This is a genomic window from Marinobacter maroccanus (assembly GCF_002933275.1).
Lineage (GTDB): Bacteria > Pseudomonadota > Gammaproteobacteria > Pseudomonadales > Oleiphilaceae > Marinobacter > Marinobacter maroccanus.
Map to the genome: position 1 here is coordinate 86,038 of NZ_PSSX01000008.1, position 22,853 is coordinate 108,890.

At 58.3% G+C, this 22,853-nt stretch carries 23 protein-coding genes; 9 read left to right on the top strand and 14 right to left on the bottom strand.

Translation table 11 applies throughout. The annotated features are described in order from the left end of the window. Positions 1–467 precede the first annotated feature (467 nt). On the bottom strand, positions 468–920 hold the full coding sequence (locus KEHDKFFH_RS10885; RefSeq protein WP_104321947.1) for an Lrp/AsnC family transcriptional regulator: 453 nt from the start codon (positions 918–920) through the stop codon (positions 468–470). A gap of 101 nt (positions 921–1,021) precedes the next feature. Here KEHDKFFH_RS10885 and KEHDKFFH_RS10890 point away from each other — a divergent pair, with 101 nt between their 5' ends. Then, positions 1,022–1,618, top strand: a complete 597-nt coding sequence (locus KEHDKFFH_RS10890; RefSeq protein ID WP_104321948.1) for a LysE family translocator — start codon at positions 1,022–1,024, stop codon at positions 1,616–1,618. 225 nt (positions 1,619–1,843) lie between these two features. Here the strand turns inward: KEHDKFFH_RS10890 and KEHDKFFH_RS10895 are convergent, their stop codons facing one another. From KEHDKFFH_RS10895 to KEHDKFFH_RS10930, 8 genes are all read right to left on the bottom strand, one after another. Then, positions 1,844–2,146, bottom strand: coding sequence for a monooxygenase (locus tag KEHDKFFH_RS10895; protein WP_104321949.1), 303 nt, complete (start codon positions 2,144–2,146; stop codon positions 1,844–1,846). Between the two features lie 120 nt (positions 2,147–2,266). Further along, positions 2,267–3,496: a cytosine deaminase gene (gene codA / locus KEHDKFFH_RS10900; protein WP_104321950.1), complete on the bottom strand. Its 1,230-nt coding sequence runs from the start codon at positions 3,494–3,496 to the stop codon at positions 2,267–2,269. Positions 3,497–3,529: 33 nt separating this feature from the next. After that, positions 3,530–4,231, bottom strand: coding sequence for a PucR family transcriptional regulator (locus KEHDKFFH_RS10905; RefSeq protein ID WP_104321951.1), 702 nt, complete (start codon positions 4,229–4,231; stop codon positions 3,530–3,532). Beyond that, positions 4,232–5,515: a cytosine permease gene (gene codB / locus KEHDKFFH_RS10910; protein WP_104321952.1), complete on the bottom strand. Its 1,284-nt coding sequence runs from the start codon at positions 5,513–5,515 to the stop codon at positions 4,232–4,234. 250 nt (positions 5,516–5,765) lie between these two features. Next, positions 5,766–6,947 (bottom strand): acyl-CoA dehydrogenase, encoded by a 1,182-nt coding sequence (locus tag KEHDKFFH_RS10915; RefSeq protein ID WP_053113905.1) that lies wholly within the window; start codon positions 6,945–6,947, stop codon positions 5,766–5,768. Positions 6,948–6,989: 42 nt separating this feature from the next. Then, on the bottom strand, positions 6,990–8,144 hold the full coding sequence (locus tag KEHDKFFH_RS10920) for an acyl-CoA dehydrogenase family protein (protein WP_104321953.1): 1,155 nt from the start codon (positions 8,142–8,144) through the stop codon (positions 6,990–6,992). A gap of 9 nt (positions 8,145–8,153) precedes the next feature. Further along, positions 8,154–9,350: an acyl-CoA dehydrogenase family protein gene (locus KEHDKFFH_RS10925; RefSeq protein WP_104321954.1), complete on the bottom strand. Its 1,197-nt coding sequence runs from the start codon at positions 9,348–9,350 to the stop codon at positions 8,154–8,156. 23 nt (positions 9,351–9,373) lie between these two features. Continuing rightward, the gene (locus tag KEHDKFFH_RS10930) at positions 9,374–10,150 is read right to left on the bottom strand and encodes an enoyl-CoA hydratase (protein WP_104321955.1); all 777 of its coding nucleotides are present in this window, start codon (positions 10,148–10,150) and stop codon (positions 9,374–9,376) included. A 215-nt stretch (positions 10,151–10,365) separates the two neighbouring features. Here KEHDKFFH_RS10930 and KEHDKFFH_RS10935 point away from each other — a divergent pair, with 215 nt between their 5' ends. The 5 genes from KEHDKFFH_RS10935 to KEHDKFFH_RS10955 all read left to right on the top strand — a co-directional run bounded on the left by KEHDKFFH_RS10935 (position 10,366) and on the right by KEHDKFFH_RS10955 (position 15,397). Continuing rightward, positions 10,366–12,030, top strand: a complete 1,665-nt coding sequence (locus KEHDKFFH_RS10935) for an AMP-binding protein (RefSeq protein WP_104321956.1) — start codon at positions 10,366–10,368, stop codon at positions 12,028–12,030. A 35-nt stretch (positions 12,031–12,065) separates the two neighbouring features. Next, positions 12,066–12,833 carry an SDR family NAD(P)-dependent oxidoreductase gene (locus tag KEHDKFFH_RS10940; RefSeq protein ID WP_104321957.1) on the top strand — a complete coding sequence of 256 codons (768 nt, stop codon included), beginning with the start codon at positions 12,066–12,068 and terminating at the stop codon, positions 12,831–12,833. Between the two features lie 31 nt (positions 12,834–12,864). Then, positions 12,865–13,647 carry an enoyl-CoA hydratase-related protein gene (locus tag KEHDKFFH_RS10945; protein WP_104321958.1) on the top strand — a complete coding sequence of 261 codons (783 nt, stop codon included), beginning with the start codon at positions 12,865–12,867 and terminating at the stop codon, positions 13,645–13,647. A 56-nt stretch (positions 13,648–13,703) separates the two neighbouring features. After that, on the top strand, positions 13,704–14,843 hold the full coding sequence (aliB, locus tag KEHDKFFH_RS10950; RefSeq protein WP_104321959.1) for a cyclohexanecarboxyl-CoA dehydrogenase: 1,140 nt from the start codon (positions 13,704–13,706) through the stop codon (positions 14,841–14,843). An 83-nt stretch (positions 14,844–14,926) separates the two neighbouring features. Further along, positions 14,927–15,397, top strand: a complete 471-nt coding sequence (locus tag KEHDKFFH_RS10955) for a MarR family winged helix-turn-helix transcriptional regulator (RefSeq protein WP_104321960.1) — start codon at positions 14,927–14,929, stop codon at positions 15,395–15,397. A 120-nt stretch (positions 15,398–15,517) separates the two neighbouring features. On the opposite strand, the gene KEHDKFFH_RS10960 is transcribed toward KEHDKFFH_RS10955, so the two are convergent. The 5 genes from KEHDKFFH_RS10960 to KEHDKFFH_RS10980 all read right to left on the bottom strand — a co-directional run bounded on the left by KEHDKFFH_RS10960 (position 15,518) and on the right by KEHDKFFH_RS10980 (position 20,255). Continuing rightward, positions 15,518–16,351 (bottom strand): nucleotidyl transferase AbiEii/AbiGii toxin family protein, encoded by an 834-nt coding sequence (locus tag KEHDKFFH_RS10960; RefSeq protein ID WP_104321961.1) that lies wholly within the window; start codon positions 16,349–16,351, stop codon positions 15,518–15,520. Next, positions 16,317–17,372, bottom strand: coding sequence for a type IV toxin-antitoxin system AbiEi family antitoxin (locus KEHDKFFH_RS10965; RefSeq protein ID WP_104321962.1), 1,056 nt, complete (start codon positions 17,370–17,372; stop codon positions 16,317–16,319). Before KEHDKFFH_RS10965 ends, KEHDKFFH_RS10960 begins: the two co-directional genes overlap by 35 nt. Positions 17,373–17,540: 168 nt before the next feature. Further along, complete coding sequence (locus KEHDKFFH_RS10970) at positions 17,541–17,933, bottom strand: glutaredoxin family protein (RefSeq protein WP_104321963.1); 393 nt, start codon at positions 17,931–17,933, stop codon at positions 17,541–17,543. 229 nt (positions 17,934–18,162) lie between these two features. Further along, positions 18,163–19,332, bottom strand: a complete 1,170-nt coding sequence (locus KEHDKFFH_RS10975) for a putative sulfate/molybdate transporter (protein ID WP_241956479.1) — start codon at positions 19,330–19,332, stop codon at positions 18,163–18,165. Positions 19,333–19,370: 38 nt separating this feature from the next. Continuing rightward, on the bottom strand, positions 19,371–20,255 hold the full coding sequence (locus KEHDKFFH_RS10980; protein ID WP_104321964.1) for a helix-turn-helix transcriptional regulator: 885 nt from the start codon (positions 20,253–20,255) through the stop codon (positions 19,371–19,373). Positions 20,256–20,372: 117 nt separating this feature from the next. Here KEHDKFFH_RS10980 and KEHDKFFH_RS10985 point away from each other — a divergent pair, with 117 nt between their 5' ends. From KEHDKFFH_RS10985 to KEHDKFFH_RS10995, 3 genes are all read left to right on the top strand, one after another. Beyond that, complete coding sequence (locus KEHDKFFH_RS10985; RefSeq protein WP_104321965.1) at positions 20,373–21,071, top strand: ABC transporter permease; 699 nt, start codon at positions 20,373–20,375, stop codon at positions 21,069–21,071. Beyond that, the gene (locus tag KEHDKFFH_RS10990; protein WP_104321966.1) at positions 21,068–21,811 is read left to right on the top strand and encodes an ATP-binding cassette domain-containing protein; all 744 of its coding nucleotides are present in this window, start codon (positions 21,068–21,070) and stop codon (positions 21,809–21,811) included. Before KEHDKFFH_RS10985 ends, KEHDKFFH_RS10990 begins: the two co-directional genes overlap by 4 nt. Positions 21,812–21,879: 68 nt before the next feature. Beyond that, positions 21,880–22,686, top strand: a complete 807-nt coding sequence (locus tag KEHDKFFH_RS10995) for an ABC transporter substrate-binding protein (protein WP_104322014.1) — start codon at positions 21,880–21,882, stop codon at positions 22,684–22,686. Positions 22,687–22,853: the final 167 nt, after the last annotated feature.

Below are 22,853 nucleotides of genomic sequence, written 5' to 3' on the forward strand. Positions count from 1 at the left end.
TTTTTGGGACTTTTCCATTATACCTCCACTTCAGCGACAGACCGTTTTGACAGCTGATCCCATTGCTCCCAATCGTACTGCTTGCGACTTTCAAAATCTGACGGTGATGGTTTGAAAGAATCCCTGTGTGCTGGTTAGAAATGGGGGGACGAATGTTCGCTTCTGTTTAGCTGAGTTCAGAGGATGCCCTGGGGTCGCAAAGAGGACATTCAGCGGGTTTTATATCGAATAGGAGGTGTCTAATTTATTGGCTGTTGGATCTCGTGAGTCACTTGGGTTTTGAAGGTAGAGTATCCAGCCAACTCACACCCTGCCAATCCGGTGCATTTTGCCGCTAGCAGCGCGACCACGGCTGCTAGCCGCGATTCATCACTTCTTGCTCAAGTTACGTTTTGCAAGGTCGCACCTGAACCCAGTCCGTCTCAAAGGGGTTACCTGAACCCAAACGGCATTCACCGGTCGGAGCCTCAAGCACGCTCATCTTTGGGTGACCCCATCACTAGATACGTCGTAAGGGCACTGACATGGGGGTGGGTACCCAAAATGTCGGTATGAAAATGCTTATAACCGGCAAGGTCCCTGCACTCGATTCTCAGCAGATATTCAAATGCGCCGGCCACGTTGTGGCATTCAACTACTTCCTCGGCATCCTGCATTGCATGCTCGAAGCTCTCAAGCGCCGCTTTGGTATGCGATGAAAGGGAAACACTGACGTATGCGGCAAAACCGCGATCCATGCGCTCCCGATCGGTGACAACACGATAGCCCCGGATTACGCCCGTTCGTTCAAGTTCCTGGACACGTCGCAAGCAGGTCGAAGGTGACAAATGGACCCGTTCAGCAAGCTCGACGTTGCTGATTCTTCCGTCACGCTTGAGCTCCTGCAATATTCGCCGAGAGGCGCCGTCTATGTTGGTCATTTATTGCATTTACTCTATTCAAACGGATTATTTAGATCATTAATTTCACACCAATATCAATATAATTGCAAAAAATGAGACGCTATTGGAGTGTATTCGTCATGAGTCTTTCTGTGCTGGCTGCGCTTTTTGGTTTTGCCTTTGTGACCACGGCAACGCCGGGGCCGAACAATCTGATGCTCCTTGCGTCCGGCGCCAACTTTGGGTTCCTCAGAACGATCCCGCACATGGTTGGCATTGTGGTCGGGCTGACCGCGTTAACACTACTCGCCGGTGTCGGATTGATGGCTTTATTCGAGTCCTTTCCTGTCTTGCGCACCATACTTGAGGTTCTTTGTGTTGGTTACCTGCTCTGGCTTGCCTGGAAGGTGGCCACTGCGGCGCCTTTGAAAGAGACTGTCGCTTCCGGCCGGCCCATGACATTTTTGCAGGCAGCAGCATTCCAGTGGGTGAATCCGAAAGCGTGGGCGATGGGCCTGTCAGCCATCACCATTTACGCTCCGGACCGGTCACTGCCATCGGTGATGCTGGTGGCCTCAGCGTTTGCCATCGTCTGCTTTCCGGCAATTTCAGTTTGGGCCTGGCTGGGAACCGTCGTCCGCCAATGGTTATCGAGCCAACGGCGCCGGCAAGTCTTCAACATCACTATGGCAACTTTGCTCGTCGGTTCGCTTTATCCTGTATTGGGGAGTCTTTGAGCTTGCTTGTATTTTGTTTACTCGGGTACGTGAGTAGTGGTCGCAAAGCCAACATTCAGATTCGGGATAATGCTATGCGGATGATTCCGGACATTGGGGGACTCACAAGAGCCAGCCAGAGAGATAATCATCCAGGCCGAGGCCGGCGAGGACGAACCCGAGTACAAGAACTGCAGGCAGGCTAATACGCCGCAGCAGCGTGTTCCGCACCCCGGCCAGCCTGATTCAAACCGGACCGTGATCAATAGCAGAAAGCTGCTCGTTCACCTGAAACACTTTGCCATTCACTTTCGGCACACCGAATTCCTTCAGCCGGGCTGTGTGCTTTTCCAGATAAGCCCTTGCACTGCTCTCGTCCTCGAACAGATAGATGCCACCTGCCTCGCAGTGGTCCCTGTTTTCTGTCCATATCTTCCACACGAAGCCCGGCTCCCTGGCAATAGACTCGGCAAGCTCGGCCATCGCACTCGCCATCTCATCGCCAAACGGACCCTCATAAGGAAAATCCACTTGGAGTATGGTTCTCATATTTACTCTCCCGCTGGGCTCATCGAAGCACATCTATTTCTACCACCCAAATTAATACAAACGGGCGCCATTTTCCGGCTCGAAAAGAAGGCTTCGCCGTCCAGCCTGTTCAGATACCCTTTAGCTGCCACGATTGACCAAAATGCGGCCATCACGCACCGACGCTACAACCGGCAACTGCCCAAGCAGCACCTCATAGGGCGACCCTCCCTGCAGAACCACACAGCGAGCAGGAAGACCCTCGTCGATGCCGTATTCTTCCAGATCCAGTGCCGCAGCACCGTTTTCGGTAATAAGCTCTAGCGAACGGTCAATCCAACCCATGCCCAGCATGTGGCAGGCGTGCAAACCTACATCCAGGGTACGGAGCATGTTGCCGTTGCCCAGTGGATACCAGGGATCGCGGATGGAATCCTGCCCGAACGCTACCTTCAGCCCTGCATCCAGCAGTTCCGGAACCCGGGTCAGGCCACGGCGTTTCGGATAACCATCGAATCGCCCCTGCAGGTGCAGGCTTTCGGTGGGCATCGAAAGGAAACGCAGGCCGGATTTCTTCAGCAAGCGGAACAGCCGGCTGCAGTAATGGTCGTTGTACGAGCCCATGGCACAGGTATGGCTGGCGGTGACCCGTGAGCCATAGTCCAGCTTGAGCGCCTCGGCAGCGAGAACTTCCAGAAACCGGGATTCGGGATCATCAATCTCGTCGCAATGCACGTCTACCAGAAGGTCGTTTTTGTGGGCCAACGCCACCAGCCATTGAACCGACTCAACGCCGTAATCTCGAGTGAATTCGAAATGGGGAATGCCACCGACCACATCGGCCCCCAGACGAACCGCCTCCTCCATCAGCTCCTTGCCCTGGGGAAATGACCAGAGACCTTCCTGGGGAAAAGCGACAATCTGCAGGTCTACTGTGTCGGCCATGCGCTCACGCACTTCCAACATAGCCTTCAGCCCTGTCAGCCTGGTGTCTGTCACGTCCACATGGGTGCGGACGTGCTGAATGCCGTTATCGGCAAACAGCTTCAACGTCTGCTCGGCCCGGCCAATCACGTCGTCATGAGTCAGGCTGGCTTTGCGTTCAGACCAACACTCGATACCTTCAAACAAGGTACCACTCTGGTTCCAGCGTGGCTCGCCGGCGGTCATGGCCGCATCCAGGTGGATGTGCGGCTCCACGAAAGGAGGAGTGACCAGATTTCCGCCGGCGTCCAGCTGGTTCTCGGCAACGCTTTCAGGCGCATCCTGGGCGGTGATACTGCTGAATTTTCCATCGGTGATGGTCAGCCGGAATAACCCCTCACGGCCCTGCAACCGGGCATTGATAATAGCGTTCAGATTTTCACTCATAACATCTCCACACAGATTTTCCGCTGGTTTGAATCATGGCCTCGACAACAGATGGGCCAGCACCAGGGTTTTGAAGTACTCGTTCGGTTCAGCCTCCGGAGGCATCTCCGCGACCAACCGATTCATCCGGTTCCGGATGGTATTTCTATGGCAGCCAAGGGCTTCGGCCATGGCGCACTGGTTTCCACGTTCCTGAAGCCATACCTCCAGGAGATCACGACTGGCCAGAAGCTCGGCTTCTACCCCGGGCAGGTAATGCCGGATCAGTCGTTCGAGCTGATGACTGCCGATACCGGCTATCAACGCCTCCGCCAGCCCGTCTTCCCGGGGTTCTTGCGCTCGCTCCGATGCGACAATCGCCCGGGCGATGGTTTCGGTCACATCCACCATGGGCAGCGAATAAGGCTGCTCAAACAACGGCATGGCCAGCTCATCCGCCAGACGACTTAACATGGCCGGCAGCTGCCCGATGTAGGCATCGCCGGTCAGCACAACCAGCCCCGATATGCCGCTGTCCCGACCTTCATAGAGGCACTCGGCCAGGTTGGCCGGGCTACGATGGCGGCTGATACCGGTGACAAATACCAGCTCGCCACCCCTGACCCAGTTGGTGAAAGACCGGTTCTCCGCCAGATAAGGCCAGCGCACCGTTTTGTCTGCGCCGGAACTCCCACCCCGCAGATGGATGGCCCCAAGGCCAGGGAGTTCCGGAATGTCACGGCACGTCAGGGCCATTTACACCGCTCCCAGAACCTGGGCCCGGCGATCACGAACGGCCTCACTGACCACAAGCACTACACCATAACTGGCCGCGGCAACCAGTACGCCAACAATCGGCGCGATCCATGGCGAGGTATAGGCCGCTGCCGAGCCTATGGCATAGGCCGCCAGCCCGGGAATATTGAACGCGGGCAAGGTCGCCGTTTCGAGTGACGGGTACTCGCGCTTATAGCCAATGAAATAGCTGGCCATGATGACCCCGCCAATGGGCGGAATGAAGGTTCCAAGCAACACCAGGAACGGGATAAGCCACTCATACATACCCAGAACAGCCAGCACTGTGCCGATGGCGGCACCGCCCACTGTGACCAGCTTGCGCCGGCGGGTTCGGATCATATTGCAGCCGGCCACGGCGAAGTTGTATACGGTATTATCCTGCGTTGTCCAAAGATTCAGGAACAACATGAGGATGCCGAGGGTCGCCAGCCCCTGCGCCACCATGATGTCGACGATATCCGCCTGCTGGTAAACCAGAGCACCAAAGGCGCCGATCAGCGTCATCAGTCCATTACCGAGGAAGAACGCCAGCAGGGTCGCAATCACCGCCGTTTTGCCCGATTTGGCAAAACGGGTCCAATTGGTAGCCTGGGTGCCACCACTGACGAAAGTGCCGAACACCATGGTAATGGCGGCAGCCACGGTCATTTCGTCAGAGGGCGTGATGGCGAGCAGCCCGGCAAAGCCTCCGGCGTCCGAGGTGGCGATCGTCATGCTCACGGCTACCAGGATAATCATTGCCGGCACCGCAAAGCGGGACAGCATTTCCAGCCCCTTGTAGCCAATGAACGCGGTGATACAGAAGCCGAAACCGAACACCACCATCAGCGGCGTGGTCCAGCTCTCGGGCAAGCCTGTCAGCTTAACCAGGAGAATGGCCATGGTCGCCGTGCCCCAGGCGTACCAGCCGATCTGGGTAAAGCCCAGGATGAAGTCGGAGAGCTTGCTGCCCAGCTCACCGAAGGTAAAGCGGGACATCAGTGCCGTATTCAGGCCCGATTTAGCAGCAATGTAGCCAAGAATGGCGGCATAGGTACCCAGCAGCAAGTTACCGGCTGCCAGCACCAGCAGCATCGTTGAAAAATCGAATGCGACACCGATACTGCCGCCCGCCCACATGGTGGCGGTGAAAAAGGTGAAGCCAAGCAGAACCAGGCCCATGGACCAGATACTGCGACGCTGATCCATGGGCACCGGGCTGAGCGGGTAGTCCTGTTCCTGAGGAGTCACTTGTGAGGTCATAGCCTTGTCTCTCTTTGATGAAAACACGCAAGAGAGATCGCAACGTCTGTGCCATGTGGTCCTCACGGCCATGATTTGAGAGAGTGGATGACACCTGACCTGTGCACTTTGCACAATCACACCAGGTCAGGATGTAGCCGCATCCCGGGTTCGCCCTGACCTGGTGCAAAAAAGCAGGCCAACGCTCATTTCAGTGCAGGACTGCCCAAAGACCAGACCCTGCAATACCGGCAAGCCTGGATGGGAATGATCAAAAGAACGCCTGAATACCGGTCTGGGCTCGACCCAGAATCAGGGCGTGCACATCGTGGGTGCCTTCATAGGTGTTCACCACTTCCAGATTCACCAGGTGTCGCGCCACCCCGAATTCATCACTGATTCCGTTCCCCCCGAGCATATCCCTGGCCAGGCGGGCAACATCAAGGGCCTTGCCGCAGGAATTGCGCTTCATGATGGAAGTGATCTCGACGGCAGCCGTGCCCTCATCCTTCATCCGACCAAGACGCAGGCAGCCTTGCAGGGCCAGGGTGATGTCGGTTTGCATATCTGCCAGCTTTTTCTGGATCAGCTGGTTGGCGGCCAGGGGCCGGCCGAACTGCTTGCGGTCCAGCACATACTGACGAGCGGTGTGCCAGCAGTCTTCGGCAGCTCCGAGGGCACCCCAGGAAATACCGTAACGGGCGGAGTTCAGACAGGTGAACGGCCCCTTCAGCCCCCGCACGTCCGGGAAGGCATTTTCTTCCGGCACAAACACGCCGTCCATCACGATTTCACCGGTGATCGAGGCCCGCAGCCCTACCTTTCCGTGAATGGCCGGGGCACTCAGGCCCTCCCAGCCTTTCTCAAGCACAAAGCCGCGAATTGCGCCGTCGTCGTCCTTGGCCCAGACCACGAACACATCAGCGATTGGGCTGTTGGTAATCCACATCTTGCTGCCGGTCAGGCGGTAACCGCCGTCCACCTTGCGGGCGCGGGTCGCCATGTTGCCAGGATCGGAGCCATGGTCTGGTTCTGTCAACCCGAAACACCCGATCCATTCTCCGGAAGCGAGTTTGGGCAGATACTTCTGGCGGGTTTCCTCATTACCGAATTCGTAGATGGGCACCATCACCAGGGATGACTGCACACTCATCATGGACCGGTAACCGGAATCCACCCGCTCCACCTCGCGAGCGATCAGGCCATAACACACGTAATTCAGGCCGCTACCGCCGTATTGCTCGGGAATGGTACATCCCAGCAGGCCTGTCTCGCCCATTTCCCGGAATATCTCCGGGTCGGTCTGTTCGTTGCGGAAGGCTTCCAGCACCCGGGGCCGGAGCTTACTTTCGGCAAACTGGCGAGCACTCTCGCGCACCATGCGCTCGTCTTCGGTCAGTTGCTGGTCCAGCAACAGCGGGTCTTCCCAGTTAAAACTTGCCTGGTTGGCCATGTCGGTTGTCTCCGTTTGTTGATCTTGTCTTGGGGCGGGTGGTCAGGCCACCTGCTGTGAAGCCTGCCGGGGCACTTCCAGCAGGGCCGAATACTGTCCGAGGTGGAAGTCGTCATCCCCGAACTGATGAGTCAGCATCACCAGGCGCTTGGCGTGGTGGGCCAATGAATATTCCCAGGTCATACCAATACCGCCGTGCAACTGGACAGACTGCTCGGCAATCAGCTGCGACGCCCGGGCCACGGTGAACTTGGCAGCAGCAAGCCGTCGGCTGCGACTTTCCGAATCCGGGTCGTCTGCCACACAGGCTGCAAGGATGGTCATGGAGCGCGCCAGCTCAAGTTCGCCGCGCATTTCCGCCATCCGGTGCTGGAGCGCCTGAAAGCGGCCAATCGGTGAGCCGAACTGCTGGCGCGTTTTCAGATAGTCCAGAGTCAGCCGGAAGGCCTCCTCCATACTGCCCACCGCCTCGGCGCACTGCGCGGCAACTGCACGGCCACGCTGATAGGCCAGCGCAGGCGCGGCCTTACCCGCCGGCCCGAGCAGGCTATCCGCCTCAACATAGACATCCGCCAGTGCAAGATCACAGGCCCTTGGGCCGTCTATGCAGGGGTAGCCGGTGCGCGAAACACCCTCAGCCGCCGGGTCCAGCAGAAACAGGCTTACGCCTTCACCATCACTCATCCGGGCAGTGACCAGAATGGTGTGGGCAAGCTCGCCGCCGATCACTACCCGCTTGCGGCCGCTCAGACGCCAGCCCCGCTCACAGGGCACCGCCTGGCATTCAATCGCCTCCGGATGGTAGTGGCTACCTGCTTCCTCGTCGGCCACCGTCAACAGACGCTCGCCTGCCGCCACTGCCGGCAGAATCGACTGCCGCTGTTCGGCGGAACCCAGTTGCTCAACCAGGCCGGCAGCATAAATCTGGGAATGCAGGTACGGCTCAAGACACAGGCCCCGGCCGAGCTCCTTCATCACCAGCATGTTTTCCACGCCGGTGCCGCCAAAGCCTTCGTACTCGGCAGCGATGGGCACCGAGGTAATGCCCAGCTCTGACAACTGGCGCCAGAACTCCGGGCTGTAACCCCGGGGGCTTTGGTAAAATACTTCGCGCTGCTCAAAACTGTAGGTATTGCGGACCAGACGCTCGACCGTATCCGCCAGCATCTGTTGCTCTTCGTTCAGTTCAAAATTCATAGCCCCCTCCTACAGTTCCAGAACCAGCTTGGCGATGATGTTCTTCTGAATTTCGTTGGACCCGCCGTAGATAGACAGCTTGCGCAGATTAAAGTACTGGCTGGCCGGCGACGCGCTGTAATCCTGATACAACGGCTCGCCATGGAAGTCCGATTCCAGCTCCGGTTCCAGGAACGGCAGCGCGTTCGGCCCGAGTGCCTTGCGCATCAGGTCTGTAATCGCCTGGCGGATCTCCGAACCCTGGATCTTCAGCAACGAGCTCTCCGCCCCTGGCACCCCACCATCGCGGGTGGCGGCCAGAATGCGAAGGGTGCTCATCTCCACCGCCATCAGGCGCATTTCCAACTCGGCGATCCGGGCGCGAAACAGGGGATCGTCAATCCTTGGTTGGCCGGCCACCGTCTCGGCACTGGCAATCTGCTTGAGGTGTGCCAGCGCCGCTTTTGACTGGCCGATACCGGCCTGGCCAGTACGCTCGTGGGTGAGCAGATACTTGGCACAGGTCCAGCCCTTGTTCTCCTCACCAACCAGGTTTTCCACCGGCACCCGAACGTTGTCGAAGAACACCTCGTTGACCTCGTGTTCACCATCGAGTGTGATGATCGGGCGCACAGTAATGCCTGGCGTATCCATGTCGATCAGCAGGAAGGAGATGCCCTCCTGCTTCTTGGCGGAAGGATCGGTGCGAACCAGGCAGAAGATCCGGTTGGCATGTTGGCCCAGGGTGGTCCAGGTCTTCTGGCCGTTGACCACGTAATAGTCACCATCCCGCTCGGCCCGGGTTTTCAGGCTGGCCAGGTCGGAGCCGGCGCCGGGCTCGGAATAACCCTGGCACCACCAGTCTTCGCTGCGCAGGATCCGCGGCAGGTAGTAATCCTTCTGGGCCTGGGTGCCGAACTTGATGATTACCGGTGCCACCATGTTGACGCCGAACGCCACCAATCTGGGCGCTCCAGCGGCCGCGCACTCCTCGTCAAAGATGTGCTTCTGCACCACAGACCAGCCGGTACCGCCATACTCTTCCGGCCAGTTCACCGCATACCAACCCTTCTGGTTAAGAATCTTCTGCCAGCGCTGATGATCCTCTTTGGCAAGTCGACGGCCCAGACGGACCTTCTCTGCAAGGTCGGCCGGCAGATTCAGCCCCAGAAACGCCCACACCTCACTGCGGAAAGCCAGCTCTTCGGGGGTGAAATGAATATCCATAATCGCTCCTGAGCTTGTAAAGGTTAACGGTGCTTCCATTGGGGCTGACGTTTCTCGAGAAAGGCGGTCATACCCTCGCTTCGATCCTCGCTGGAAAAACTGGACCACAGCAGCCGGCGTTCGTATTCAACGCCCGCTCTCAAAGGGGTCTCGAACGCCTGATTAACCGCATCCTTGTTGATCATGGTGGCCATCTGAGAGTAGCCGGCGATTTCCCCTGCAACCGCCATGGCCGTATCAAGCAGATCTTCAGCTGGCACGACCCGGCTGACCAGGCCACTGCACTCAGCTTCCTGCGCATCCATCATTCGACCGGTCAGGCACAGGTCCATGGTCTTGGCCTTGCCAATAGCCCTGGCCAGCCGCTGGGTACCACCGGCTCCGGGCAGGGTGCCAATCTTCACTTCCGGCTGGCCGAAGCGGGCGTTATCGGCGGCAATCAGCAGGTCACACATCATCGCCAGTTCACAGCCACCGCCGAGTGCCAGGCCGGCCACCGCGGCAATCACCGGTTTGCGACACCGGGTCACGGTTTCCCAGTTGGCGGAGATGAAGCGCTCACGGTAGGCCCGGGAAAAGTCCAGGGCATGGACTTCGGCAATATCCGCGCCGGCGGCAAAGGCTTTTTCGTTACCGGTAATGACAATGGCGCGGATGGCCTCATCCGTTTCCAGGACTTCCAGAGCAGAGGTCAGTTCGTTCATCAGTGCGTTGTTCAACGCGTTGTAGACCTTTGGTCGGTTGAGTCTGACCAGGGCCACAGCCTCATGCTTTTCAAGCAATATGTTGCTGTACTCCATAACCATCTCCACTAACAGATTTTTTCTTATTACTTCTTTATAAAAGCTATGGAAGCTTATTTGTCCGATTTTCAGAGGCTACACCCGAATATTTTTTAAGGCAACATGTTGACATAATATTTTGAGAAGGCGTATGTTGAAACTGACAAGGCAACGACCTGCTTATGCGGGCTGGCCACCCAACAAAAACAAACCGGACACAACAGGTGAATCAGATGGATACAGGCATCACTCTCAATCCGGAACGCCGTGACGCCATGCTGGAAAGCGGCGCCTGGAACGACAAACTCATTACCGACTACCTGGATCAGGCAGTCGCCAGCACTCCAGACCGGGAAGCCATCGTCGGCTACCAGGTCACCAGCGACACCCGCACCGCCCTTACCTATCGGCAACTCAATGACAAAGTCACCCGCATGGCGGCCGGCCTGGTGGCCCTGGGCATCGGTAAAGGCGACGTGGTGGCCTGCCAGCTGCCGAACTGGTGGCAGACCACTGCCCTGCACCTGGCCTGTATGCGCATCGGCGCCATCCTGAACCCGCTTATGCCGATCTTCCGGGAGCGGGAACTGCGCTTCATGCTCAAGCATGGCGAGGCCAAACTGCTGGTGATTCCCAAGGTGTTCCGGGGCTTCGACTACGAAGCCATGATCGACGGCATCCGCGCCGAACTGCCGAACCTGGAAACCCTGCTGGTGATCGGCGGCGAGGGCGAACGCAGCTTCGAACAGCGCCTGGTGGAGACTCCCTGGGAACAAAAGCAGGACATCAACGCCCTGTTTGCCGAGCGCGAACTCACCGCCGACGACGCCATCCAGATCCTCTACACCTCCGGCACCACCGGCGAACCCAAGGGGGTCATGCACACCTCCAACACCCTGTTCTCCAACGTGCGGCCCTATGCCGACCGGCTGCACCTGAGCTCCGACGACAAGGTGCTGATGGCCTCCCCGGTGGCCCACCAGACCGGCTTCATGTACGGCATCATGATGCCCGTTTACCTGGGCACCACCGCCATCCTCCAGGACATCTGGGACGCGGACTACGTCTGCAAGGTGATTGCTGCCGAGAAACCGGCCTTCACCATGGCCGCCACGCCCTTCCTGGCGGACCTGGTGAAAACCGCACCCAAGCACGAGGGCAAACTGGATTCCCTGCGGATCTTCGTCTCCGCCGGCGCCCCCATCCCCAGTGCCGTGGTGGAACAGGCCGGCAAGGTTCTGAAGGCAAAGATTGTCTCGGCCTGGGGCATGACCGAAAACGGTGCGGTCACCATGACCTGCCCGGAAGATCCCGCCGAGCGGGCCAGCCAGTCCGACGGCAAAGCCCTGCCCTGGATGGACGTGAAAGTGACCGACTTCCAGGGCAACGAACTGCCCGCCGGGGAAGAAGGCAGCCTGCTGGTCCGGGGCTCCAGCCTGTTTGTCGGCTACCTCAAACGGCCCGAACTCTACGGCGTGGACGAGAACGGCTGGTTCAACACCGGCGACCTCGCGCGCATGGACAAGGACGGCTACATCCGCATCACCGGCCGCACCAAGGACGTGGTGATCCGGGGCGGAGAGAACATCCCCGTGGTTGAGGTAGAGAACCTGCTCTACAAGTACCCGGGCATTGTCGATGTGGCGCTGGTGGGTTGTCCCGACGAACGCCTGGGCGAGCGCCTGTGCGCCTACGTCACCCTCGACGAGAACGCCACCGATCTGACCCTGGATCAGGTCAAGGCCTACCTGACCGAACAGCAACTGTCGAGGAACTACCTGCCGGAATACCTGGAAGTGATCGAGGCCATGCCACGCACCGCCTCCGGCAAGATCCAGAAATTCAAGCTGCGCGAGCAGGCCAAAGAGGTTCGCCTCGAACCGGCCAGACGCGGCTGATCCCTTTGATTGAACAGCAACAGGAGCAAGTCATCATGAGAGGCCTGAACGGAAAAACCGTCATCGTCACCGGCGGCGGGGGCGGCATCGGCCGCGCCGTGTGCCGGCGATTTGCCGAGGAAGGCAGTCTGGTTGCGGTGCTGGACCGGGACGAGAGTGCTGCCCGGGCCACCGCTGACCAGATTACCGAAGCCGGCGGAACCGCCCGTGCCTATGCGGCGGACATCACCGATTACTCCGCGATCACCGACACCGTGGCGGCCATCGAGAAAGAACTGGGCGTACCGACGGTACTGGTGAACAACGCCGGTTTCGACCGCTTCATCCCGTTCCTCAAGACCGAGCCGAAACTCTGGGAGCAGCTGATCGCCGTGAACCTGACCGGCGCCCTGAACATGCACCACGTGGTGCTGCCGAAGATGGTGGCCGCCGGGGGCGGCAAGGTCATCAACGTGGCTTCCGATGCGGCCCGGGTCGGTTCGTCCGGCGAATCCGTCTATGCCGCCTGCAAGGCCGGCCTGGTGGGCTTCAGCAAGACCGTGGCCCGGGAACTGGCCACCAAGAACGTGTGCCTGAACGTGGTCTGCCCAGGCCCCACCGACACCGCCCTGCTCAAGGGCGTGGCCGAGAGTGCGCCAAACCCGGAGAAACTTCTGGAAGCGTTCCGCAACGCCGTGCCCATGAAACGCCTGGCCCAGCCGGACGATTACCCCGGCATCATTGCCCTGCTCGCCAGTGACGACGCCAACTTCATCACCGGCCAGGTCATCAGTGTGTCCGGCGGCCTGACCATGGCCGGCTAACTGCCACCTTCACGAACATGGAGACCCAGACATGAGTTACGAAGACATCCTGTACGACGAAACCGACGGCGTCGCCACCATCACCATCAACCGCCCGGACCGCTACAACGCCTTCCGCGGCCAGACCTGCATGGAACTCATCGATGCCTTCCATCGCGCCGGCTGGAACAAGAACATCGGCGTGATCGTGTTCACCGGCGCCGGCGAGAAAGCCTTCTGCACCGGTGGCGACCAGGGTGCCCACGAGGGCCAGTACGACGGCCGCGGCCTGATCGGCCTGCCGGTGGAAGAACTGCAGCGCCTGATCCGGGAAGTACCCAAGCCGGTGATTGCCCGGGTCAACGGCTTCGCCATCGGTGGTGGCCACGTCCTGCACGTGATCTGTGACCTGAGCATCGCCTCGGAAACGGCCATTTTCGGCCAGGTCGGCCCGAAAGTGGGCTCGGTGGATCCCGGCTTCGGTACCGCCTACCTGGCAAGGGTCGTGGGTGAGAAGCGGGCCCGGGAGATCTGGTACCTGTGCCGCAAGTACAGTGCACAGCAGGCACTGGAGTGGGGCCTGGTGAACGCCGTGGTGCCACCGGAGCAGCTGGATGAGGAAGTGCAGAAGTGGTGTGAGGAAATCCTTGAGAAGAGCCCCACCGCTCTCACCATCGCCAAGCGCTCGTTCAATGCCGACAGCGACAACGTTGCCGGCATCGGTGCCCTTGGGATGCAGGCATTGAGCCTGTATTACGACACCGAAGAGTCCAAAGAAGGCGTGAAAGCCTTCAAGGAAAAGCGCAAGCCGGACTTCCGGAAATTCTACAAGTAAGCAGACCGACCCGGTGGCCACCCGTCACCGGGGCATAGACACTCCCGGAGAACACCATGAATTTCGGATTTAATGAAGAACAGAACGCGATCCGCGACGTTGTGGCCCGCTTCAGCGCTGAGGTGCTGGCTCCGGGCTACCGCAAGCGGGATCAGGAAGGCGTCATCGAAAAGGATGTCATCCGCCAGCTCGGCGAGATGGGGCTGCTTGGTGGCGAACTGCCGGAAGAGTTCGGCGGCAGCGGCATGGACTGTGTTACCAGTGGCCTGATCATCGAGGAAATCTCCAAAGGGGATTTCAACGTTGGCTACATTCCCCTGCTGACCTCCCTGAACGGCCAGATCATTGCCAGCCATGCCGCGCCGGACCTGGCGAAGGAGTGGCTGCACGACATGACCTCCGGCCAGAAGGTGGCGTGCATTGCCCTGACCGAACCCCACGGCGGTTCCGACGCTGCCAACCTGCGCCTGAAGGCGGAGAAGAAGGGCGACGTGTACGTGCTCAACGGCGAGAAAACCTCCATCTCCATGGCCGACCAGGCCGACGTGGCGGTGGTGTTCGCCCGCACCGGCACGGTAGAGCAGCGCGCCTCCGGCATCAGTGCGTTCCTGGTGCCCATGGACAGCCCGGGCATCACCACCACCCGGTTCGAGGACAACGGCCAGCGCGCCATCGGTCGCGGCTCGATTTTCTTCGATAACGTGGAAGTGCCCGCCGTCAACATGATGGGCGACGAGGGTAAAGGCTTCAAACAGGTCATGCAGGGCTTTGATTACAGCCGTGCCCTGATCGGCCTGCAGTGCCTGGCCGTCGCGCAACAATCCCTGGATGAAACCTGGCAGTGGCTGACCGAGCGTACCGCCTTCGGGCAGAATCTGTCCGCCTTCCAGGGGCTGACTCATCCGCTGGCTGAATACCAGACCTATGTTCATGCAGCCCGGATGCAGTGCTACCATGCGCTCTGGCTCAAGGACAACAATCTGCCCCACAACGCTGAAGCTGCCATGAATAAATGGTGGGGCCCGAAACTCGCCTTCGATGTGGTAAAACAGTGCCTGCTTGCCCACGGTCACACCGGTTGGGGTGAAGATTTACCGTTTGCCCAGCGATTGCGGGACGTTCTTGGCCTTCAGATAGGTGACGGTACCGCGCAGATCATGAAGAACATTATCGCCCGCGAATACCTGCCAAAGTGACGCGTCCCATGCCTTCCGTGATTCAGGACGCCGAAAACCGCCTTCGTCGGCCCGGCAGCCGACCGGGCACTACAGGAGCACAAATGATCGTCAACGAATCCGGAGGCATCCCCAACCGCCTGTTTTTCCGACTGTTCCAGACAGGAAACATTCTGCAGCGTCAGGTTCAGAATGAGATGGGCATCAGTGCTGTGCAGTGGGCAGTGCTGGGTGCATTGTCTCGAGAAGGATTCGAGGACGGTACCTCATTCAATCAACTCAAAGAGTACCTCTACGTCAGTCGCCAAAACCTCGACGGCGTGCTCAAACGGATGGAACGAGACGGGCATGTTGTTCGGATACCGGATCCCCAGGATCGCCGAGCCAGACTGGTATTACTGACGGAATCTGGTCGGCTTTTCTGGGATCGGCTGCAAGACACCATTGCCGAGTTTTACAGACAGGCCATGCAGGGGATGAGTTTTGATGACGGCGTCAGCTTGCTTCATCTTCTGAAAAAGCTTCAGCATGAACTTATTGACGTTTCTCTGGAATCTCCCCGCCAAGACCCATGAAGGACCGAATGTTGGTAGTTTGGCGACAATCATAACCGAACAGCTGTGTCCCAGATTCGGCGTGAATCCATCCTGAGCTTTCAGCGATTTGCGGACTTGGCTAGGCCCTGAGTTTTCTCCCTACCCAGTACCGAATAGCCCACCAACCAATGCTGAAACGATATCTGTGGTCGCATTGCCACAGGCATTGCGCGAGTCCCTCACCAGATTGGCAACCAGGTCCTCATCCAGCGAGCGCTTTAAAAACGCCAGCGTTGATTCACTGGCAATATTTGCAATCGCCATACCGAGCACGTGAGCTCCAGCCAATCTCGTGTCCCAGTCATGTGCCTCAAGAACGGCTTCATGCTGTTCGTAAAACCGGTCCGTTTGTCCTGGGATATTTTCATAGTTCGACGCCAGGTAGGCAATATCGGCAGCGTCTTTACGCCTAACTTGGGCGTCTCTTTCCAACCAAGCAACCAATTTTAAAAGGGTTAATCCCTCGGGGCTTGCAACTGGCAGCTCTAATCTCGGCTCTTCTTTTACCGTCAACCAGTCAGCATTATCCAGTGCATCCTTAAAACCGACCACGCTCATCTGCACTTCCCCAGAAGGCGGCCACGCAATGATTGAAAGGTCACTTTCAACCGCGCCAAAAGGAAGAATGTCGATAGGTCCGCCCTGTGGGCCCTGTAAACGATGAGGGAGATCGGTTTTGGTATAACCTTCACCAATCAGGCTGTCGCGAATGCGCTCAAAACCAGTCCAATCCGGGACCTGAACGGCAAGGTCGATGTCCATTGTCGCCCGTTGAATAGGCGCCCCATAGGCGTGATGCATCACCAAATCACGAGCTGATGCACCTACAATGATGAACGGCACCTTTTGATGCAGGGCAACACGCTGGATAGCTTCGTAAACTCTTAATTGGATCGGATCAATATTCTTGGAGTCGATCTCTAATCTTGCCATAGAGCCGCTCCGCTGCTTTCAGGTTTCGGGGGTCGCCGCTCGCTACCAGATCGGCGTAAACAAGAATGTCCGGCGCAACACCGGAATTCTGATGCAAGTTATCTGGATCGTAGTGCCAGAATTTCTCGTAAATCTGCAATACCTGAGACGTACTGGCCATAGTCTCGGAAGCTTTCCGCAGCCTGTGTTCCATCACCAGGTTTTTTAGTTTGTCTCGGGGCAAATAGATCGTGCCTTGGGCTGGCGATAGAAAATCGTCCAAGAAAGATGCGGCAACTTCACCCCCCCAGCACCCACCGAAAGCTTCAGGCCTGATTTCCTTCCAGGGCACCTCAGATTTCGCCTGAAACAAGCCCATGCCTAACTCAGGCAGCAATTTTTCCGGGTAAGTCTCAACCCAGCGATCGAACAACTCCATTGCTGATTCAAGAGACCTGGAGCCTTTTTTCCCGTGCTCTCGCACATAGCCCTTGTCTTTCAGGTCGTTCAGAACCCAGCCAATTGCACCGAGTGAAACACCGCTGGCTTCTGCCATTTTTCTGTAGCTTTGACCGACAAGATGAGGGTCTGTTAGAAAACTGAAAATCAGCTTTAAACCAGATGCGTTGAAGGCTCTGGAGGTTTTTCGTGGCGAAGCACTGAGCGAGTCAGGGCGATTGCCTTTTACGAAAATAAAGAATTTCCGTTCGTTCAGGTAGGCATTGCCGGCAGCATCAATGAACTGAATGCCGGCCCCTTTCAGACGATCTGCCATATTGGGATTCACGTAATCAGCCACAAGCAATGCAGGCGCAGGCAGTCGTCGCATCTGAGCAGCGATAGTGCCCACGTTTGCCTGCTGCGCCCATCGCTTGAGCTCGACGCTATATTCAATACCCGTAGAGCCCAACTCAAGAATAAAGCCGTCAGAATAAGGCCTGACCTTACTCGCTTCGCGCTTGTGTAGCTCAAATCCAGTTTCATGATGGAAGGCGTGAACTGCCTGATTCAGGAGTTCTTGCTCATTGATTAATGTTTTCATAGCCAATCCTTACCCATGTTCACAAATTACCACCGTTCATTAATAATGAACAACTATTTTTAGTGAACAAAGATATGAAGGCGCCATCTCTTACCCGCCGGACTTCCCTCCAGCGGAAAGGTCACAGGCAGAACCTATACAGCAGCCCCCACCAATCAGCGATTACAATCACGCCGGCTCAAACCGCTCCTGCAGCCACGCCTTGATCTCGTCAGACTCGTACAGCCAACGCTCACTGCCATCCTCCTGATGAATCTTCAGGCAGGGCACCTTGATTTGGCCGCCGCCGGCTTCCAGCGCCGCACGATGTTCCGGGTCATGCTGGGCGTCGCGGGTTTCAATGTTCAGACCGAGTCGTGCGATTTCCTTTCTTACCTTGATGCAGAACGGGCAGGCTTTGAACTGGTAAAGGGCGAGATCCTTGCTGGCCTCGTCGGCGCGGGCCTGCTCTTCAGCAGAGCGGGTAACGCTTTCGGGCGTGCTGAGCTTTTCACTGAGCAGCATGAAGGGCGTCAGTACCAGACGCAGGGTGCGGAAAAAATAGCGAATAATAACTCTCATGAGTAAGACTCAAACTCCGGGTTTCTTAGTACAAAGGTGGCCTGAAAGATGTTGGCCTTCAGGAATAATATGTGTCCCTGATAACCGTGCACGAGGATACCATTTCAACAGAAAAAGTGTTCAGAGTAAGGGGGCAGCCCCTCGGGGCATCCTCAATCCTGGAGCCCTGATTGACCCACGGGATAAACGCGCTGGCATTCGGGGTGTTTATCCGATTCGGACGATGTTCTCAGTCCTGATGAGCACCGCTAATCCTTCCCCGTACCCAGGCTGCCCGGAAAGTCTCCGAAGCAACCCCAGCCAGGAATCCGAAAAACGGATCGGCCCAGAAGGTGACCAGTGCCGTTATCGCGATCACTGGCCAACAGGAAGGTTTGGCGACCCAGAGACGCTTGGTCAGGCCAAGCTCGACAGCCGCCACCATTAGCAGGGCGCCGAGACCGGCCGCGGGAACGGCAGCGATGAACGACAGGCCGCCGGGCACGAATGCGATCAGGAGCAAACCGGTGCCCAACAGAACCGGCGCCAGGCCCGTCCTGGCGCCGAAACGGTAATGAGCAGCCACACCACCCGCGCCGTGGCACATGGGCAGCGCACCGAACGGCACCAGGAAGAGATTGGCCAGGCCGGTTGTCACCGACAGACGTGCTGGCGAGACCCGGTGTGACTGATCCCCGAAATAATCCCCAACCACCAGGGCCGTCAGGACGATGGCGTTGGTGATGGTCAGCGCCAGTTGTGGCAGCACCAGGATGGAAAAGCCTTGCTGCCATTCATCCATTGACGGCAACTGGGGCATAGAGAAGATCGCCGGATCAGCCGGCAACGGCAGCCCGGGCGAACCTAGCAGGGCCCCGAGAATCATGGCCAGAGCAAGGCCCAGCAGTGCCGCAGGCCAACTGGGGAAAAGTTTCAGGGTGACGGCCAGCAACGCAAGGATAGCGAGGCCCAACGGCAGAGAAGTGGCCATTAGTTCCAGGCTCATGCTGGCCAACAACAAACCCAGTCCCAGCTGAAGGCCGCTCAGCACCGACCCTGGCACCAGGCGGGCCGCCCGGTTGATCCACCCGGTTGAACCCAGAAGCAAGAGAATGGCACCGATCAGAACGCCACTGGCGATAAGGCTCTGGGCACTGACCTGGGTGGTAAGCAGCAGCGCGGCAACCGCTTTCATGGGCTGCACGGGCACCGGCAGACGATAATACAGCCCGGTCGCGATATAGAAGACGGCGAACCCCAACAGCACCGGTACCGGCGCCAGTCCGGCCACGCCAATGGCCCCGAGACTCAGCGGCAGCAAGGTGCCGATATCCCCCAGCGCGCCACTAAATTCGTGGATCAGATTCTTTCCGGCCGAACGCTTGTGTCCGTTCGAACCTTGCATTCCCGTCGAACCCATGCGGGCTCCTGCCTGATTGGTCTGCTTATTGTTGTCATTCAAGCGTTATACATCACTGTACCAAGCTCACTTATATCATACCCCCCCAACGCCTCCGCGCGCTGAATAAAACGCTCGCAACGAGCGAAGTCCAGCAAACGCTGCATGGCCGGCTCGAAGTAGTGGCGCCTGCGCATGGCCAGGTCAAAGTGCTCCTGCTGCAGGGGAATAAATGCCAGCCCCTGACGCCTGGCAGCCGCTTCAATACCCACGCCCACATCAGACTCCCCCTGACGAATGGCCAGGGCCAGATCGTCCTCACTGAGCGAGGGATGGGCGGCCCAGGTAAGCTGACTGGCCTCTATACGATGGCGGGCAAGCAGACCCTGCAGCAGATGGCTGACGCCGGCATCGGGCTGGCGGTGGGCGAGACGAAGGCCCGGTCGGGCGACATCCTCGAGCCGCGTCAATCCGTGAGGATTGCCTGGCGCCAGGAGGAGCCCCTGCTGGCGCTTGGCCCAACGAATCAGCACCAGGTCCCTCATGCCAGTCAACCCCAAGGTAGCCGGATCGTTGTATCGCTCACTCTCCGCGTGCCAGATGTGCATGCCAGCAACCATCGCGCGCCCGTCCACCAGGCGCTGAACTCCATCGCCGCTACCCTGGCACAACATGGCAAGCTCGGCGTTGCTCTCCTTTACCGCCCACTCCAGCAGCGGGTCCTGGCTACCCACCAACACCGGCGGCGTGGGGGCACTGATCGCATCGTCACCTTCGAGGTGGTTCATCAACCACAAATCAATACGCTGGCGGGGGAACAATAGCTTTCCTGTAATCCGAACGCAGGGAATAACACCCTGGCTGACCAGATCATAAACCTTGCGTTCTTTCAGGCGCAGATACTCAGCAGCCTCGGCCGTGGTGAGATAAGCGGGAAGGGGCATCAGAATCTCCGAAGGATCAGGCAAAGCCTCAGACTGTTTTTGACTGCATATATTTCAGCAGGCTGTGCAAAGCGTAGTTAAAAACGCCACGATGCTCAACATTAAGGAGACGCAGCTGTGGAAGAAAATGCGTTTTACGTGGCGCTGTCGCTACTGGTGAACCTCGACGCTTCGCTGTACCAGATCGTGGTGCTTTCACTGCAGGTCTCGCTTTTGGCGGTCCTGATCGCGGCGGCTTTGGGGTTCCCCCTGGGTGCGGCAGTTGCATTGTGGCAATTCCCCGGGCGCGGCGGCGTGATTGTTGCGCTGAATGCCTTGATGGGATTGCCTCCGGTTGTGGCCGGGCTCGGCGTTTACCTGCTGTTATCGCGGGCCGGACCTCTCGGTGAACTGGGCCTTCTGTTCACGCCCAGCGCCATGGTGATTGCGCAGGTGATACTGGTACTGCCCATTCTCGCCGCGCTCTCGCGCCAGAAAGTAGAGGAGCTGCTGGGTGAGTACCGGGAACAGTTCGTATCGCTGGGCATGTCCAGGGCATGCATGATGCCCACCCTGTTGTGGGACGCCCGCTTTGCCTTGCTGACCGTTCTGCTCGCAGGGTTCGGCCGGGCCAGCGCAGAGGTGGGCGCGGTCATGATGGTAGGCGGCAATATTGACGGCGTGACCCGGGTCATGACAACGGCCATTGTGCTGGAGACAAGCAAGGGGGCCCTGCCCCTGGCGTTGGGCCTGGGCATTGTCCTTCTGACACTGGTCATGGTGATCAACGCCACGGCCTACATTTTGAGTGAAACGGCTAAAAGGCGCATGGGATGACTTCATTGAACGTGCCTATTAACGACCCGATCGAACTCAGTGCACCGCCGTCGCTGCAATTCGAGAGCGTCGAGTTCAACCCGTTCGGCCACCAGCTTTTTGGCCCCTGTTCTTTCAAGCTTGACGGACCCGGCCCCACGCTGGTGATGGGCCCCAATGGCGCAGGCAAAAGTCTGATGCTGCGATTGGCACATGGTCTGCTGACACCCACTGAAGGGGCCGTGACCTGGTCAGGCGACGGAGCACCCCGCCAGGCCATGGTTTTCCAGACGCCGGTGCTTCTGCGCCGTTCCGCACTGGCCAACCTCACGCACGCGCTGGCAGTCAATAATATCCCACGCAGGCTCCGCACAGATCTGGCCCGGGAAGCCCTGGCGCGATTCGGCCTGTCTGCCAGTGCCGATACACCTGCCCGGGTGCTATCGGGTGGCGAGAAACAGCGCCTGGCACTGGCCCGGGCCTGGGCGCTCTCACCGGCAGTGCTGTTTCTGGACGAGCCCACCTCTGCACTGGATCCGGCCGCCATCAAGGAAGTCGAAACCGCGGTTCAGGAATTTCATGAAAGAGGCACGCGGATCGTGATGACAACCCATGACCTGCATCAGGCCCGGCGACTTGCCGGGGATGTGCTGTTTCTCGCTGGTGGCAAAGTGCAGGAGCACACCCCTTCGAACGTCTTTTTTGACACCCCTGTTTCGCGCCAGGCGCAAGCCTTTATGAGCGGTGAACTCGTTGCGTGATTCACAACCACAAAACCCACCAAACCATTGCTCACTCGATGAATGAAACCAAAGATGGAGAAAACAAGATGAAAAAGACCCTGAATCTGGTTCTTGCAGCCGTAACTACCATGGGCCTGACGTTCAGCGCCCATGCCGAAGACTACATTACGCTGGCTTCAACAACGTCAACCGAGAACTCGGGCCTGTTCGACTCGATACTGCCAAAGTTTGAGGACGCGACCGGCATCGAAGTCCGCGTTGTCGCCGTAGGTACCGGCCAGGCCTTTGAACTTGCCCGCCGCGGCGATGCCGACAGTCTTCTGGTGCACGACACCAACGGCGAAAAGCGGTTTGTGGAGAACGGCTTTGCCACCGAGCGCGCCGATGTCATGTACAACGACTTTGTACTGATCGGCCCCAAGGATGATCCCGCAAACATCAGCGAAGCGCAAAGCGCAGCCGGCGCATTCGCGGCTATCGCCGAAGCAGAGGCACCGTTCGCATCACGTGGCGATGACAGCGGCACCAACCGCGCCGAACTCCGGCTCTGGGCCAATGCCGGTGTGGAGCCAGGCGGCAGCTGGTACCGGGAGCTTGGCAGCGGCATGGGGCCAACACTGAACACCGCTGCAGCCATGGACGCCTACGTGATGTCCGACCGTGCCACCTGGGTGGCGTTTGAAAACCGGCAAAACCTGGAGCTGCTGTACGCAGGCGACGAGGTAATGTTCAACCAGTATGGCAGCCTGCTGTTGTCTGAAGAGAAGCATCCGCACCTCAAGCATGAGATGGCTGCGAAATGGCACAACTGGCTTCTCTCCGAAGAAGGTCAGCAGGCGATTGCCGACTTCAAGGTGGATGGACAGCAGCTGTTTTTCCCGAACGCCAAGTAGGTCAGCAAGGTTAAGGGCCACTGGCCTTACCCTGTCTAACCCTGTATTACCTGAACCCCGGCGCTGCCGGGGTTTTTTATTGGTGTAAGGCAGCTGTTTTTCCCGAATGCCAAATAGGCTAATCTCTGGCAATCTCCGTAGATATTCCATTCAACGGCATTCATGAA